Here is a 15,184-nt window from a genome sequence, read left to right as displayed (position 1 = left end):
TCCGGAACCTGAACTGGGAAAAAAAGATAGATGCGACTACTCGATGACCTTGGGAACCCTGAAGAAGCTCTCGGCGCGCAGCGGGGCGTTGGCCAGGGCCGCCTCGACGCCTATCGAGCCGGTCGCCTCGTCCGCCCTGAAGGCGTTCTCCATCGGGACCGCGTGGGAGGTCGGCACGATCCCTTCGGTGTCCAGCGCGTTCAGCTTCTCCACGTAGGAAAGTATCGAGTCCATCTGCCCGGTGAAGGTGTCCAGCTCGGCTTCGGAAAGCTCCAGCCGGGCGAGCCGCGCCACATGCTCCACCTGTTCTCTTGTGATCTTCATGACCGCTCCAAAAGGCGCCCAGACGGCGCCTGAAAAGGTTAATTCGTGCCCTCGGTTATTATCATGAACCTCTTAAAAAGGCAAGGAGAGGGGGTTATTCAGGAAGCGTCAGGGAACCTTCCGCCACGTTTGAGGGTGCGCTCTCTATGGTCTCTTCCCCTACCGTGGCGACGCTCGTGACCGCATAGCTGAAGGGAACGCCGAATTGCGGGAGGTGGTCTACGTAGTTGTTGGCGGTGACCGGCGTCGCGTTGAGGGGGAAGAGGGGGAACTCTTCCCCCTTCTTGCTGCGGTAGATGTTGTACCCGGCGGGCGTTCCCTGCTCCGGGGGGAGCCCCACAAAGGAAAGAGTCACCGCTTCGGCGGAGGATGCGGCCTCCAGCACGGGTGGCAGCGGTGGGATGGCCGCGGTGCGGCGCGCCCGGTTGGAATCCTTGCTCTGGACACCTGCCGTCGTGAAGGAGCGGAGCTTGTACTGGTACAGCTTTCCCGCGGTCAGGTCGCGGTCGTCGTAGATCCAGAAGTTCCCGGATCGCTTTGCCGCCTTGGGGTACTCGATTTCTATCTTCACCGGTTCGCCGTAGGCGGTCGCGCACTCCTCGCAGTCGTCGTTGGGGGGGAGCACGACGCGCTTGAACAGGAGAAAGCCGGCCAGGTCCTTAAGCGCAGCCCCCCCTTCCTGCTTCGAAGGCGCGGACCATCTTACCTGGAACCGCCCATCCTTCTGGGCCAGCGCCAGGTTCGTGACCGGCGCCGGCACCAGTGCTTCCGGCGGCACCAGCGGACCTTTCTTGCCGCAGCCGGAAAGAAGCGCCAGCGTCGCGGCCAGGATCAAGCCGCAGCAAATTCCCCTCAAAGACGCCACCGTTACCTTCCTTCCTTGGCCCGGGCGATCTCCGCGCGCACCCGCTCCAGCGCGGTGCCGCCGGTCGCGCGACGGGCGTTGACCGAGGCCTCCAGGGTGATCGATTCGAAGATGTCCTCCTGTATGCGCCCTGAGAAAAGCTGCCACTCGGCAAGCGAAAGCGCGGGGATGTCCATCTCGTTCTCGATGCAGTAGCGCACCGTCTTACCAACGATCTCGTGGGCGTCGCGGAAGGGGATTCCCTTACGCACCAGGTAGTCGGCCACATCGGTCGCGGTGGAGAAACCCGCGGCGGCGGCCGTCTTCATCCGCTCCGGGTTGATCTTCATCTCGCGCACCATGTCGGCGAAGACCTTGAGGCACCCTTTCACCGTGTCGATGGTGTCGAATAACGGCTCCTTGTCCTCCTGCATGTCCTTGTTGTAGGCGAGCGGGAGCGATTTCATCAGGGTCAAGAGGGCCACCAGGTTGCCGTTGACGCGGCCGGTCTTGCCGCGCACCAGCTCAGGGACGTCCGGGTTCTTCTTCTGCGGCATGATGGAGGAACCGGTGCAGAAGGAGTCGGAGAGCTCCACGAACTTGAACTCGCTGGTGGACCAGAGGATCAGCTCCTCCGAGAAGCGGGAGAGGTGCACCATCAGGATCGACGAGGCGGCGCAGAACTCCATGGCGAAGTCGCGGTCGGAGACCGAGTCGAGCGAGTTGCGGGTGACCCCGTCGAAGTCGAGGAGTTCCGCCACATACTCGCGGTCGATGGGGAAGGTGGTCCCGGCCAGGGCGCCTGCGCCCAGGGGAAGCACGTTGGTCCTTTTCAGGCAGTCCTCCATGCGCGCCTTGTCCCGCTTGAGCATCTCGTGGTAGGCCATCATGTGGTGCGAGAAGAGGATCGGCTGGGCGGTCTGCAGGTGGGTGAAGCCGGGCATGATCACGCCGAGGTTCTCCTCCGCCTGGTGGATGATGGCGTCGATCAAGAGGTCGATGTAAGCCGAGACCTCCACCAGCTCGTCCCGCAGGTAGAGCCTGATGTCGAGCGCCACCTGGTCGTTTCTGGAGCGGCCGGTGTGGAGCCTCTTGCCGGCGTCGCCGATCTTCTCGGAGAGCCGCGCCTCGATGTTCATGTGGATATCTTCCAAAGAGACCGAGAAGTCGAACTCGCCCGCCTCGATCTGCTCCAGGATAGTCTTCAGCCCCGAGACGATGTCCTCCACGTCGGCAACCGGGATGATCCCCTGCTTGCCCAGCATGGTGGCGTGGGCGATGGAGCCGCGGATGTCCTGGTGGTACAGGCGCTTATCGAAGTTGATGGAGGCGGTGAATTCTTCTACGAACTTGTCGGTGGGTTGGGTGAAGCGCCCGCCCCACAGCTTGTCTTTGGACATGTTTATCTCCTGCTGGATTGTGAATAGCAACCCTTCCGCCGGGGGAGGGTAGGTGCGTCATAAAAGGGTTCCTCTGGGAGTTCCGGGAACCTGGGAGTATATCTGCCCACGAAGCGCTGATCGTGAACTTGCGTTCCCCCCTTTGCGAAGGGGGGACAGGGGGGATTTTCCGTTGAACCAACTGCAGATCAGGTCGGGGCAGGCCCCTCGCCGTCCCCCACCTTAACCCATCCCTCGCCGGCCCAGCGCATCACCGCGTGCACCTTGAGGGGGACCCTGGAGGTTCGGGGGTCCAGCTCGTGGTTCAGGGGGAGGTTGAAATAGAAGAGTCTCGTTCCCGAGCTGAAGCGCAGGCGGCAGACCGGCGCGCCGTCGAAATCGTCGCTGGAAAACTCCTGCTCCTGGTAAGGGAGCATCTTGTGCTTTGCGCTGATGGCCACGAAGGAAATCCCGTAGCACGGGGCGCAGCGGACCCCCTGGATCTCGCTTTCGTCGGAACAGTTGCCGAACAGCGTCACCGTTTCGCGCACCCCCGGCGTGTCCTCAAGGTATTCGCCGTAGAAGCCCGAGAGCACCTCGCGATAGGAGCGGTGCTCCGGTTTCGGGTTGCACTGGATCACGAAGAGGGCGTCCAGGGACTGCCTCATGGTGAAGAAGAGCCGGTTCGAGTGATCGATGATCTGCTTGATGTTGGACGAGTAGAGGTCGCGGTAGAGGTAATCGAGGCAGATTATCGTCATGAAGTTGAAGCAGGCCGGTTCCCCCCGGAAGAGGTAGAAATGGCGCCCGCGGTACAGGTCGTGGTCCTTGTCCAGGAACTCCTCGCCGCGGAAAGGGTGCGTCTTCGCTTCGAGGAAGACCCGGACCCTGCCGGTCGATTCCTTGATGGCGATGCAGCACCAGTTGACCGGCATGCCGAGGATGTCGCCGGAATCCACGTCGTGCTCAACGCATTCCAGGGCGTCCGCGTTGTCCGCGTGGAACCGGATCAGCAAGCTGCGGTACTGCTCCAGGGTGATCTGCTCCAGGCCGAACATGGTCACCGTGTTGGGACGGAACTTGTGCTCGATGATCGAGAGCATCTCGTCGAAGTGCGACATCGGCACCGAGATTTCCGGAAACATGAGAAAGTGCAGCCGCTTCAGGTTCCCGTCGCCCGCCGCCACGAGATCGAGCACGCTTTGCACCATGCGCCACTGCTCTTCGGGCTTTTCCAGCGTGAAGAGGTGGTCCCGGCGCCTCAGCCGGTTAGGGATCTGGGCGATGAGACAGTGCAGGTGATGACCCAGGGGGAAATCGAGCTGGACATGTTTCTCGATGATCTTGACCACACTAACCCCAATTGACAACGAACGGCGAAAACCAATTGACAATTGATAATTGACAATTGACAACGAACGTCTGAACACCAATTTACAACGAACAACTTGACACCACTAACAAGTAGCTGCATTGAATGATGACAAAGAACTGCGGCAGTTGAAGATAGACAAGTGACAGTGGAGCTGAGAAGGGGTTCCCATTGTCAATTGTCAATTATCAATTGTCAATTGGTTCTAAACGGTTCTAAACGTCTTTCCTAAAATGAACCGTGCGCCGGCGGGGATCTTGTACTCGGCCAATTCTTCGGCCGCTACCCAGCGCGCCTCGGCCACTTCGTCCCGGTTGTGCTTCACGTCGCAGTAAAGCGGGGTGCAGCGGTAATAGATGATGATGAAGTGATAGTTGTCTTCGCCTGGCGTCACATGCTCGAAGACGTCGATCAGCTCGCCAACCTCCACTTCGAGCCCTACTTCCTCCCACACCTCGCGCTTGAGTGCGGCTACGATGGGCTCCCCGAGATCGATCTTCCCACCCGGCATCACCCATTCCCCCTGGAAGGGAGGGACGTTGCGCTTGGTGAGAAGCACCCGGTCCTCGGTGTCGATGATGACCGCTACCACCGAGGTGACGATATGGCCCGCCTTGAATCCGTTTTGCTCCATATAAAGCGAGATAGGGGCACGAAAGGTTTCGTGCCCCTATGGACCCTCCTGTACTGCCAGTTGCCTTACTTGTTCTTGTTGGCCAGCATGAGCGAACGGATCCTGAGCCTCAGGGAGTTCAGCTTGATGAAGCCCTCGGCGTCCGCCTGGTTGTAGACCTGATCCTTCTCGAAGGTGGCGAAGTCGAGGTTGAAGAGCGAGTCGCTCTCGGATTTCCTGCCCACGGTGCGGCAGTGACCTTTGTAGAGCTTCATCCTTGCCACGCCGTTCACGGTCTTCTGGGATTCGTCGATCATGCACTGCATCATCTCGCGCTCCGGGGAGAACCAGTAGCCGTTGTAGATCATCTCGGCGTAGCGCGGGATCAGGGAGTCCCTCAGGTGCATGACTTCACGGTCCATGGTGATCTGCTCGACGGCCATGTGCGCCTCGCGCAGGATGGTGCCGCCCGGGGTCTCGTACACGCCGCGGGACTTCATGCCGACCGAGCGGTTCTCCAGGAGGTCTACGCGGCCGATGCCGTGCTCGCCGCCGATGGTGTTCAGGTGAGCCAGAAGCTCGGCCGGGGACATGCGCACGCCGTCGACAGCCACCGCGTTCCCTTTTTCGAACTCGATCTCGATGTACTGCGGCTTGTTCGGCGCCTTCTCCGGAGCCTTGGTCAGCACGAACATGTTCTCGGGGGGCTCCAGCCAGGTGTCCTCCAGGATGCCGCCTTCGAAGGAGATGTGCAAAAGGTTCCGGTCGGAAGACCAGGGGCGCTTCTTGGTGATCGGGATCGGGATGTCGTTTCTCTTCGCGTAGTTGATCAGCGCCTGGCGGGAGTTGAGTTTCCATTCCCTCCACGGGGCCACGACGGTGATGCCGGGGTTGAAGTGGTAGTAGGCGAGCTCGAAGCGAACCTGGTCGTTACCCTTGCCGGTGGCGCCGTGGGAGACCGCGTCGCACCCCTCGATCTTGGCGATTTCCATCTGGCGCTTGGCGATCAGCGGGCGCGCGATGGAGGTGCCGAGGAGATAAGACCCTTCGTAGATCGCGTTGGCGCGGAACATCGGGTACACGAAGTCGCGCACGAACTCTTCGCGCAGGTCGTCGATGTAGACCTTGTCGGCGCCCGTCTTGAACGCCTTCTCGCGGACCGGCTCCAGCTCGTCCCCCTGTCCCAGGTCAGCGGAGAAGGTGACCACTTCGCAGCCGTACTCGTTTTTGAGCCATTTGAGGATGATGGAGGTGTCAAGCCCGCCGGAGTAGGCGAGGACGATCTTTTTCACTTCTTTCTTTGCCATGGGTTCTCCTTATGCGTTGTTTTTTACTAGTTCTTCGAGGACAGGTAGCAGGTCCAGAGTATGTCTAAACCACATACTGGACTTCTTGCAGGATTGTCTTGCCGATGTACGGCTTGAGAGCTTTCCGCGAGACGAGATCGACCTTGGTGCAGCCGAAGAGTTCCTCGAGGTGGTACTCCAACCTCATGAACTTCATGAGACCGATGGGGCTGCTGAAGTCGACGAGTACGTCCACATCGCTGTCCTCGCGCGCCTCTCCCCTTACCACCGAGCCGAAGACGCCGATCTCCGCGACGCTGAACTCCTCTGCGAGTTCAGCCTTGTGATCCCGGATGATCTCTTTTATCTCTTCCAGCTGTTTCATCTCAAAGCCTCCTTCAGCTTTGAAACTACTTCATCAAGATGGCCATGATGGCCTTTTGCACGTGCAGCCGGTTTTCCGCCTCGTCCCAGACCGCGGAGTGGGGGCCTTCGATGACGTCGTCGGTGATCTCCTCGCCACGATGGGCCGGCAGGCAGTGGAGCACCATGGCGTTGCCGCGGGCCAAGTCCAGGAGCTCCTCGTTCAACTGGAAACCTACGAAGGCCTTCTCCCTGATCTTCTGCTCCTCTTCCTGTCCCATGCTGGCCCAGACGTCGGTGTTCAAGACGTCTGCGTCCTGGGCCGCTTCCTTCGGGTCGCGGGTGACGACGATCTTGGAGCTGGCGTGTTTTTGCGCCCACTCAAGCACCTGCGGGTTCGGATCGTACCCTTCGGGGCAGGCGAGGGTCAGGTCGAAGCCGAAGATGGCCGCGGCCTCGATCCAGCTGTTGGCCATGTTGTTGCCGTCGCCGATCCAGGCGAACTTGAGCCCCTGGTACCCCCCCCTGTGCTCGATCACGGTGAAGATGTCGGCCATGATCTGGCAGGGGTGGTGCAGGTCGGTGAGGCCGTTGATGATGGGGACGGAGGCGTATTTGGCGAACTCCTCCACCGTCTCCTGGGCGAAGGTGCGGATCATGACGCCGTCGCAGTAGCGCGCCATGACGCGGGCGGTGTCCTTGATCGGCTCGCCGCGACCCATCTGCGAGTCCTTGCTGGAGATGAAGAGCGGGTGCCCTCCCAGCTGGTACATCCCTATCTCGAAGGAGAGCCTGGTGCGGGTGGAGGACTTCTCGAAGATCATGGCGAGCGACTTCCCTTTCAAAAGGTGGTGCTCGACGCCCTTTTTTTGCTTTTCCTTGAGCTCTTTGGTCAACAGGAAGATCGCGTCCAGTTCAGCCTTCGAGAACTGGCTCAGCGCGAGGAAGTCTCTTTTCATGTGGTGTGGTCTCGTTTCTAGTTTTAATGGTGCCGGCCGAGCCGGCACCTCATATCAACTTCCCCCTCCCGTCAAGGGAGGGGGAGGGAGCAGTTACAGTTCCTGCAGAATCCCGGTCAAAATGCTGAGCATGTCGTCCACTTCTTTCTTTCCGACGATCAAGGGGGGCACGAAACGGAGCACCTTTTCCTGGGCGCAGTTCAAGAGCAGCCCCCGGGAGAGGGCCGTCTTCACCACGTCGCCGCCGGGGATGGAAAGCTCGACCCCGATCATGAGGCCGATGCCCCGCACGTCGATGATGAAGCCGGGGAACTTATGCTTCAGCGCCTCCAACTCGCCCATCAGGTACTCGCCGATCTCCTCGCAGTGGTTCAGGACCCCTTCTTCCATGATAGCCCTGATGGTGGCGACGGCGGCGGCGGTGACCAGCGGGTTGCCGCCGAAGGTGGAGCCGTGGGTTCCGGGGGTGAAGGCTGCCGCCAGCTTCTCGGTGGCCAGCATGGTCCCGATGGGGGCGCCGCCGGCCAGCGCCTTGGCCAGCGTCATGATGTCGGGGGTGATGCCGAAGTGCTCGTGGGCAAACATCTTCCCGGTCCTGCCCATCCCCACCTGCACCTCGTCGAAGATGAGGATCAGGTTGTTGTCGTCGCAGATCTGGCGCACCTGCTGGAAGTAGGCGGCGTCCGGGACCACCACGCCACCCTCGCCCTGGATCGGCTCCAGCATGATGGCGCAGGTGCAGGGGCCGATGGCCTCCTTCAGCGCCTTGGCGTCGTTGAACGGCACGTGGCGGAACCCGTGCAGCAGGGGATCGAAGAATTTCTGCACCTTCTCCTGGCCGGTCGCCGAGACCGTCGCCATGGTGCGGCCGTGGAAGGAGGATATGGCGGTGATGATTTCGTAGCGGTCGACGCCGTACTTCTCGCGGCTGTACTTTCTGGCCAGCTTGATGGCCGCCTCGTTCGCCTCGGCGCCCGAGTTGCAGAAGAACGCCTTGTCCGCGAAGGAGAGTCTGCAAAGGAGCTCGGCCAGCTCGATCTGCTGCGGGATATGGTAGTAGTTCGAGCAGTGGATCAGCTCCGCCGCCTGCTTGGCGAGGGCCGCCGTAACCTTCGGGTGGCAGTGTCCCAGGTTGTTCACCGCGACCCCCGCGAGGAAGTCGAGGTACTTCTTGCCGTCCGCGTCCCACAGGTAGCATCCCTCGCCCTTTACCGGGACGAGCGGATAGCGGCCGTAGGTCTTCATGATATATTTGTCAGCTTTTTCCATCCATGCTGCTGAATTCATAGAATCTCCTAGAAACCGTTCAACGTTCCGGGTTCAACGTTCGAGAGGCGGCGTCTGCAGCGTTGTCTCGTCATTGTGACGGCGCCGTACGGTGAGGCTTCCACTGGCTCGAATGTTGTTGAACGTTGAACGTTGAACGGCAGTTGGCAGTTAGCAGTTAAGCCTGTATTTCCGTTCCGATCCCGACGTTGGTGAAGATCTCCAGCAGGATCGCGTGCTCGATCCGGCCGTCCACGATGTGGGCCTTCTTGACCCCGGCGACAAGCGCGTCGGTGCAGCAGGTGACCTTGGGGATCATCCCGCCGGTGACGGTGCCGTTGTCGATGAGGGCGGGTACATCGGCGAGCGGGATGCTGGAGAGGAGTTCCCCCTCCTTGCTCTTCACTCCCGAGACGTCGGTCAAAAGGATCAGTTTTTCGGCGTTAAGGGCGGCCGCGACCTTGCCGGCCACGACGTCGGCGTTGATGTTGTAGCTCTCCCCGGCTCGACCTACTCCTACCGGCGCTATGACCGGTATGAAGCCCCCCTTTTCCAATGCCTGTAATATGGCCGGATTCACCTCGACTACGTCGCCGACGAAACCGATGTCGACCGTCTCGGTGCTGCCGTCTTCGCTCTTCACTTCCTGCAAGAGCTTCTCGCAGATCAAGAGGTCGCCGTCTTTGCCGGAGAGCCCGGCCGCGCGGCCGCCGTTTTGGTTGATGTATCCCACCACCTCGCGGTTGACCTGCCCGGTCAGGACCATCTCCACGACGCCCATGGTCTCTTTATCGGTGACGCGCATCCCCTTGACGAATTCCGACACTATGCCGTAGCGCTTCAGTGTCTCGTTTATCTGCGGACCGCCTCCGTGTACTACCACGGTGTTGATGCCAATGTATTTGAGCAGGATGACGTCGAGTGCGAAAGACTTCCTGAGCTTCTCATCAGCCATCGCGTGGCCGCCGTACTTGATGACGATAGTCTTGCCGGAAAAACGTCTGATATAAGGGAGCGCCTCCATGAGTGTGCTCGCCTTTTCTATGAGTTGCTGCATTGGCGCCTCTTTCATAATTATGGCCGTTTTGAAAGACGTTAATATAGCAGATAGAGGGAAATAATCAACTTCAAAGAGGGTTTGACTGAAAGGCCGACGCCACGATCTATCAGGGGCTTTGACTGGTAGTGTGGGGGATGCTGAGGAGGACGCGGGTGCCGACATTCAGCTCGCTTTCGATGCTGATGCTGCCGCCGTGCATCCTGATGAACTGGCGGGCGTAGAAAAGGCCGAGGCCGAAGCCGCGGACCTGCCCGGTCCGGTCGGCGTCCACCTGGTAGAACTTCTCGAAGATCTTGGGCAACTGCTCCTTGGGTATGCCGATGCCGTTGTCTTCCACGGAGATCTGGCAACTGCCGGCGCGGTTTCTCAGGGTGACGCAGACAAGCCCGGTATCCTTGGAGAACTTGATGGCGTTGTCGATCACCTGCTGCAGCGCGAAGGAGATCTTCTCGCGGTCGAGCATCAGCTCGGGTACCTCTTCAAGGTCGCTGTGCGGGGCGACCCCCGGTTTGGTCAGCCACTCCTTCGAGTCACTGATGAGCGAGGGGATGAGATCCTTCAGGTCGCACGGCTCCAGGTGCAGATCGCTGTTGCCGTCCATGAACGAGGAAAAGGCGAGGAGTTCGCTCACCAGGTTGCCCAGGTAGCACGCCTCGTCGTACACGAGGCCAATGTGCTCCCTGGCCCCTTCGTCGCGCGTGTCTATCACGCCGGAGGCGAGGTTTTGCAGGAAGAGCGAGATGGAGGTGATGGGGGTGCGGAACTTGTGCGAGATCATGGAAAGAAAGAGCGTCTTGAAGCGGTCGACGCTCTTCAGGTTGGCGATCTCCTCCTTGAGGGCCTTTTTCACCAGCGCCTTGTCGACCGCGCTCTTTAGCTGCAGCAGGTTGAGCGGCTTGGTGATGAAGTCGTCCGCATCCGCTTTGAGCGCCTTCAGGATCAGTTCCTTGTCGGCGAAGCCGGTCATGATGATGACCACCACGGTCGGCTCCCGCTCCTTCAGGTTTTTCAGGAGCTCAAGCCCGTCCATTTCCGGCATCATCACGTCGGTGAGGATGACGTCGATCCCCCCCCTGTGGAAGATCTCCAGCGCCTCGGCCCCGTCCCCCGCCTCGATGACGTCGTAGTCGTGCAGCACCCGTTTGCAGAGGTCGCGGATCACCGCCTCGTCGTCGACGATGAGCACGGTCTTCTTCTCGACCTCCAGTTGTTGGGACTGGTTCGGGTTTGGGGTCAGTTGCAGCATCGGCATGTCCCGGGATGATCTTGTTTTTGTAACTGGCAGTGCCTTACGGGGAGTTTTTACCCCACTATCTGATAAACCGCTTCGAGCGCCTCGGCCAGGTGCTCCGGCTTGGAACCTCCCGCCTGCGCGAGCTCGGGCTTTCCTCCGCCGTTGCCCCCGACTATCGGGGCGATGGCCTTGATGATGTCCCCCGCCTTCCAGCGCGCTGAGAGATCGGCCGTCACCGCCACCAGGAGGTTCGCCCTCGCCGCGTCGCTGGTCCCAAGGACGATGATGCCGGAGCCGATGCGCTGCTTAAGGGTGTCGGAGAGTTCCCTCAACCCCTTGGCGTCCCCTTCGACCTTAACCGACAGGATCTTGATGCCGTTTTGCTCGCGCACCTGCTGGATGAGGTCGGCGGACTTGGAGGCGTTCAGGCGCGCCTGCAGCGTTTCGAGCTCCTTTTGCAGCTCGCGCTGGCCGGCCACAAGTTTCTCGACCTTGTCCAGGACGGTCCCCCCTTCAGCCTTCAGAAGGGTGGCGATGCCGCGCTGCTCGTCTTCCATTCCGTGCACCACCGCCAGCGCGCCGCTGCCGGTCTGGGCCTCGATCCTCCGGACCCCGGCGGCGATCCCCGCTTCGGAGATGATCTTGAAGAAGCCGATCTCGCCGGCGCCGTGCACGTGGGTGCCGCCGCAGAGTTCGCTGGAGACGTCCCCCACCTTGACCACGCGGACGACGTCGCCGTACTTCTCGCCGAAGAGTGCTGTGGCGCCTGCGGCAAGCGCGTCTGCCGCCGGCATCTCGCGGGACTCCACCGCGGAGTTCCCCATGATGTGGCCGTTCACCAGGACCTCGACCCTGCGGATCTCCTCCTGGGCCATCGGGGTGAAGTGGGTGAAGTCGAAGCGGAGCCTGTCCGGGGTCACCAGGGAGCCTGCCTGCTTCACGTGATCGCCCAGCACCTCACGGAGCGCCGCCTGCAAGAGGTGGGTCGCCGTGTGGTTTCTGGCGGTTGCGGAGCGGTTCCCAACCGAGATCTTCAGGTCCGCCGCCTCGCCGGTCCTGATGGCGCCGGAGACCACCTTGCCGCGGTGCACGATGAGGTCGGTGAAGGGGCGGGTGGAGCCGGTCACTTCCACATGCCCGGAGCCGGTGGAGATGGTTCCGGTGTCGCCTGCCTGCCCCCCCGACTCGCCGTAGAAAGGTGTAGCCGCGGTGACGATCTCGATCTCGTCGCCGGCGCTTGCCTCTTCGACCAGGGTCCCACCCTTGACGATGGCGCTGATGGTGGAGAAGGCGGTCTGCTCGCTGTAGCCCAGGAAGTCGGTGGTGATGCCGGTGCCGTGCAGCTCCTTGTAGATGTCGGCCAGCCCCTGCTCGCCGGACCCCTTCCAGTTCTCCCTCGCCTTGACGCGCTGCTTCTCCATGCAGAGGGCGAAGCCGTCCTCGTCGAGGGTGAACCCTTCGGACTCGACGATGTCGGCGGTCAAGTCGACCGGGAAGCCGAAGGTGTCGTAGAGCTTGAAGATGACCTCGCCGGAGATGACCTTCTCCCCCTTGGCCCTGAGTGCCGCCGTCTCCTCGTTCAGGATGGCGAGGCCGCGGTCCAGGGTCTCGATGAAGCGCTCCTCCTCGGCGAGGATCACCTTCTTCACGTAATGCTCGCGCTCCAGAAGCTCCGGGTAGGCGTCCCCCATCATCGTGTTCACCGCGTCGACCACGCGGAAGAGGACCGGCTCGGCGATCCCCAGCATCTTCGCGTGGCGGGCGGCGCGGCGCATGATGCGCCTGAGCACGTAGCCGCGCCCCTCGTTGCTGGGGAGGACGCCGTCGCAGATGAGGAAGGTGACGGCGCGGGCGTGGTCGGCGATGACGCGCATGGAGACGTCGTCCTTCTCGTCGTCCCGGTACTTCTTGCCGGAGACCTGCTCGATGTGGCGGATGATCCCCTGCAGGAGGTCCGTGTCGTAGTTGGAGGTGACCCCCTGCATGACGGCCGAGATGCGTTCAAGGCCCATGCCGGTATCGACGGAGGGTTTCGGGAGCGGGGTCAGGACGCCGTCCTTGCCGCGGTTGAATTGCATGAAGACGTTGTTCCAGATCTCCATGTAGCGGTCGCAGTCGCAGCCTACCGCGCAGTCGGGGCTGCCGCAGCCGGTTCCCGGGCCGTTGTCCCAGAAGATCTCGGTGCAGGGGCCGCAGGGGCCGGTGTCGCCCATGGACCAGAAGTTGTCCTTCTCGCCGAAGCGGTAGATGCGTTCGCGCGGCACCCCTTCCTGGTTGTGCCAGATGTCGGCCGCCTCGTCGTCGTCGGTGTAGACGGTGACGTAGAGGCGGTCCTTGGAGAGGCCGAGTTCCTTGGTCAGGAATTCCCAGGCAAAGCCGATCGCCTCTTTCTTGAAGTAGTCGCCGAAGGAGAAGTTCCCCAGCATCTCGAAGAAGGTGTGGTGCCTGGCGGTGCGACCCACGTTCTCGAGGTCGTTGTGCTTGCCGCCGGCGCGCACGCATTTCTGGGAGGAGACCGCCCTCAGGTAATCCCTTTTCTCCATGCCGAGGAAGACGTCCTTGAACTGGTTCATGCCGGCGTTGGTGAAGAGGAGGGTGGGGTCGTTGCGTGGGATGAGGTTCGAGCTCTCCACAAGGGCATGCCCTTTTTTCTGAAAGAAGTTGAAGAACTGAGCCCGGATCTCTTTGCCTGTCATAAAAAAACCTCAAAAAATGGAATGTAGATCAATCTGAAACCAAAAATTCATTAACAGGGATGAAGGGGAGGCGGGGGATAAAGTCAAAAAGACAGTAATGTCTTTGCCACTTGTTTGGGTGTTATCCCCTTTATCCCTTTTATCCCTGTTAGACGGCTTTCGCCGTTAATCGTCGCCGCAGGCGCGCCCGTCGAGCTTCTTGAAAATCGCTCCGAGCGAAAAACCCTTCCGCTGCAGGTAGCCGATCACCTTGCGCTTTTCCTTGTCCGTCGCGGTCGTTGGGTCGAAGGAGGCGTAACGGCGCTCCATCACCTGGGCCAGCAACTCGCTCTCGCCGTACTCCTGTGCCAGTTCCCCCAGCACCTCGTCGACGATGGCTGCGGCGACGCCGCGCCGGGCGAGCTCCATCTTCAGCCTCACCCCGTACCCCTTGCCGTTTCTAAGCTGCGAGGCGGCGAAGCTGCGGGCGAAGCGGAGGTCGTCGAGGTAACCAAGTTCCTTCAGCCGGGCGACGCTCGCCTCGACCTCTTCCTCCTGGTAACCCTTCCTTTCCAGTTTCCTGCGCAGTTCCGCCTCGGCGTGGTCGCGCAGGGCCAGCACCCTCAGGCAGCAGTCGAAAGCGCTTCCCCGCTGCACCTAGTACTTCTCGATATTCATCTCGCCGTCGTCTGCGGAGGGCTCTTCGCTGGTGAACTCGTCCCAGTTGGAGTCGGAGGTGGAAGAGATGCCGGAGACCTTGAGGGCGAAGTCGTCGGGGTTGCTCGACTGCCTCATGGCTTCCTCGTAGGTGATCAGGTTCTTGGTCATAAGCTGCATGAGCGACTGGTCGAAGGTCTGCATGCCGTAGGTCGTGAACCCCTGGGCGATCGCCTCGGGGATCTGCTTGGTCTTCTCCTTGTCGTCGATGCAGTCCCTGATGCGCGCGGTGCCGATCAGGACCTCGACCGCCGGGACGCGACCCTTGCCGTCGGCGCGCGGCACGAGCCTTTGGGAGATGACCCCTTTCAGTATCCCCGACAGCTGCATCCTCACCTGCCTCTGGTGGTAGGGGGGGAAGACGGAGATGACCCTGTTGACGGTTTCGGCGGCGTCCAGGGTGTGCAGGGTGGAGAGGACCAGATGGCCGGTCTCGGCGGCGGTGAGCGCCGTCTCGATGGTCTCGTAGTCGCGCATCTCGCCTACGAGGATCACGTCCGGGTCCTGGCGTAGCGCCGAGGTGAGCGCCTTGCCGAAGGTCAGGGTGTCGAACCCGACCTCGCGCTGGCTGATCAGGCTTTTCTTGTCCTTGTGCAGGTACTCGACCGGATCCTCGATGGTGATGATGTTGCAGGTCCGGTGCTCGTTGATGTAGTCGATGATGGAGGCAAGCGTGGTGGACTTGCCGCTCCCCGTGGTGCCGGTGACGAGGATCAGGCCGCGCTGCTCCAGGGCCAGCTTTTTCAGTACCGGCGGCAGGTTCAGCGTTTCGAGCGTCGGGATGGCGATCGGGATGGCGCGCAGAACCAGGGCGACAGTGCCGCGCTGGGCGAAGACGTTGACGCGGAAGCGCCCGAGACCCGGGACCCCGTAGGAGAGGTCGACCTCGTAGTTTTCCTCGAAGATCCGTTTCTGGCGTTCGTTCATGATGTTGAACGCCATTTTCCTGACTCCGTCCGTCGAGAGCCGGTCGGCGTTGGGGATGGCGCGCAAGGCGCCGTCGATCCTGACGATGGGGGGAAGCCCCGCCTTCAGGTGGATGTCGGACCCCTTCGCCTTCATGGCTATGCCGAGGATCTCGTTAAGTTCCAT

At 61.3% G+C, this 15,184-nt stretch carries 14 protein-coding genes; all 14 read right to left on the bottom strand.

Annotated features, from left to right (window positions below):
* Positions 1-36: 36 nt before the first annotated feature.
* Entirely contained in the window at positions 37-324 is a 288-nt protein-coding gene (gatC, locus tag K419_RS0110950) for an Asp-tRNA(Asn)/Glu-tRNA(Gln) amidotransferase subunit GatC (protein WP_015838952.1), read from the bottom strand.
* A gap of 94 nt (positions 325-418) precedes the next feature.
* Entirely contained in the window at positions 419-1,189 is a 771-nt protein-coding gene (gene lptM, locus K419_RS0110945; RefSeq protein ID WP_026841622.1) for an LPS translocon maturation chaperone LptM, read from the bottom strand.
* 2 nt (positions 1,190-1,191) lie between these two features.
* The gene (gene argH / locus K419_RS0110940) at positions 1,192-2,568 is read right to left on the bottom strand and encodes an argininosuccinate lyase (protein WP_026841621.1); all 1,377 of its coding nucleotides are present in this window, start codon (positions 2,566-2,568) and stop codon (positions 1,192-1,194) included.
* A 188-nt stretch (positions 2,569-2,756) separates the two neighbouring features.
* Positions 2,757-3,899 carry a hypothetical protein gene (locus K419_RS0110935; protein ID WP_026841620.1) on the bottom strand — a complete coding sequence of 381 codons (1,143 nt, stop codon included), beginning with the start codon at positions 3,897-3,899 and terminating at the stop codon, positions 2,757-2,759.
* A gap of 225 nt (positions 3,900-4,124) precedes the next feature.
* Positions 4,125-4,553 (bottom strand): NUDIX domain-containing protein, encoded by a 429-nt coding sequence (locus K419_RS0110930; protein ID WP_026841619.1) that lies wholly within the window; start codon positions 4,551-4,553, stop codon positions 4,125-4,127.
* Positions 4,554-4,618: 65 nt separating this feature from the next.
* Entirely contained in the window at positions 4,619-5,839 is a 1,221-nt protein-coding gene (locus K419_RS0110925) for an argininosuccinate synthase (RefSeq protein WP_026841618.1), read from the bottom strand.
* 64 nt (positions 5,840-5,903) lie between these two features.
* Positions 5,904-6,203, bottom strand: a complete 300-nt coding sequence (locus tag K419_RS0110920) for a nucleotidyltransferase family protein (protein ID WP_026841617.1) — start codon at positions 6,201-6,203, stop codon at positions 5,904-5,906.
* Between the two features lie 25 nt (positions 6,204-6,228).
* The gene (gene argF / locus K419_RS0110915; RefSeq protein ID WP_026841616.1) at positions 6,229-7,140 is read right to left on the bottom strand and encodes an ornithine carbamoyltransferase; all 912 of its coding nucleotides are present in this window, start codon (positions 7,138-7,140) and stop codon (positions 6,229-6,231) included.
* A 93-nt stretch (positions 7,141-7,233) separates the two neighbouring features.
* Entirely contained in the window at positions 7,234-8,427 is a 1,194-nt protein-coding gene (locus K419_RS0110910; RefSeq protein ID WP_026841615.1) for an acetylornithine transaminase, read from the bottom strand.
* Positions 8,428-8,584: 157 nt separating this feature from the next.
* A complete protein-coding gene (gene argB / locus K419_RS0110905) occupies positions 8,585-9,463 on the bottom strand; it encodes an acetylglutamate kinase (protein ID WP_026841614.1) in 879 nt (292 codons plus the stop codon).
* Positions 9,464-9,572: 109 nt separating this feature from the next.
* Positions 9,573-10,712 (bottom strand): ATP-binding response regulator, encoded by a 1,140-nt coding sequence (locus tag K419_RS0110900; RefSeq protein WP_026841613.1) that lies wholly within the window; start codon positions 10,710-10,712, stop codon positions 9,573-9,575.
* Positions 10,713-10,768: 56 nt separating this feature from the next.
* Positions 10,769-13,396, bottom strand: a complete 2,628-nt coding sequence (gene alaS, locus K419_RS0110895; RefSeq protein ID WP_026841612.1) for an alanine--tRNA ligase — start codon at positions 13,394-13,396, stop codon at positions 10,769-10,771.
* Between the two features lie 165 nt (positions 13,397-13,561).
* Positions 13,562-14,032 carry a regulatory protein RecX gene (locus tag K419_RS0110890; RefSeq protein ID WP_026841611.1) on the bottom strand — a complete coding sequence of 157 codons (471 nt, stop codon included), beginning with the start codon at positions 14,030-14,032 and terminating at the stop codon, positions 13,562-13,564.
* Positions 14,033-15,184, bottom strand: coding sequence for a type IV pilus twitching motility protein PilT (locus K419_RS0110885; RefSeq protein ID WP_026841610.1), 1,152 nt, complete (start codon positions 15,182-15,184; stop codon positions 14,033-14,035).

The organism is Citrifermentans bremense R1, from assembly GCF_000426865.1.
In the GTDB taxonomy this organism is placed as follows: domain Bacteria; phylum Desulfobacterota; class Desulfuromonadia; order Geobacterales; family Geobacteraceae; genus Geomonas; species Geomonas bremensis.
The sequence above is the reverse complement of the archived record's forward strand: the minus strand, read 5'-3'. Positions and strand labels throughout refer to the sequence as shown.

Excerpts from the sequence above, each read along its gene's own strand:
- K419_RS0110910 (WP_026841615.1), bottom strand. The coding sequence starts at position 8,427 with ATGAATTCAGCAGCATGGATGGAAAAAGCTGACAAATATATCATGAAG.
- argH (WP_026841621.1), bottom strand. The coding sequence starts at position 2,568 with ATGTCCAAAGACAAGCTGTGGGGCGGGCGCTTCACCCAACCCACCGAC.
- K419_RS0110920 (WP_026841617.1), bottom strand. The coding sequence starts at position 6,203 with ATGAAACAGCTGGAAGAGATAAAAGAGATCATCCGGGATCACAAGGCT.
- alaS (WP_026841612.1), bottom strand. The coding sequence starts at position 13,396 with ATGACAGGCAAAGAGATCCGGGCTCAGTTCTTCAACTTCTTTCAGAAA.
- gatC (WP_015838952.1), bottom strand. The coding sequence starts at position 324 with ATGAAGATCACAAGAGAACAGGTGGAGCATGTGGCGCGGCTCGCCCGG.
- K419_RS0110930 (WP_026841619.1), bottom strand. The coding sequence starts at position 4,553 with ATGGAGCAAAACGGATTCAAGGCGGGCCATATCGTCACCTCGGTGGTA.
- argB (WP_026841614.1), bottom strand. The coding sequence starts at position 9,463 with ATGCAGCAACTCATAGAAAAGGCGAGCACACTCATGGAGGCGCTCCCT.
- K419_RS0110925 (WP_026841618.1), bottom strand. The coding sequence starts at position 5,839 with ATGGCAAAGAAAGAAGTGAAAAAGATCGTCCTCGCCTACTCCGGCGGG.
- argF (WP_026841616.1), bottom strand. The coding sequence starts at position 7,140 with ATGAAAAGAGACTTCCTCGCGCTGAGCCAGTTCTCGAAGGCTGAACTG.
- K419_RS0110900 (WP_026841613.1), bottom strand. The coding sequence starts at position 10,712 with ATGCTGCAACTGACCCCAAACCCGAACCAGTCCCAACAACTGGAGGTC.
- K419_RS0110885 (WP_026841610.1), bottom strand. The coding sequence starts at position 15,184 with ATGGAACTTAACGAGATCCTCGGCATAGCCATGAAGGCGAAGGGGTCC.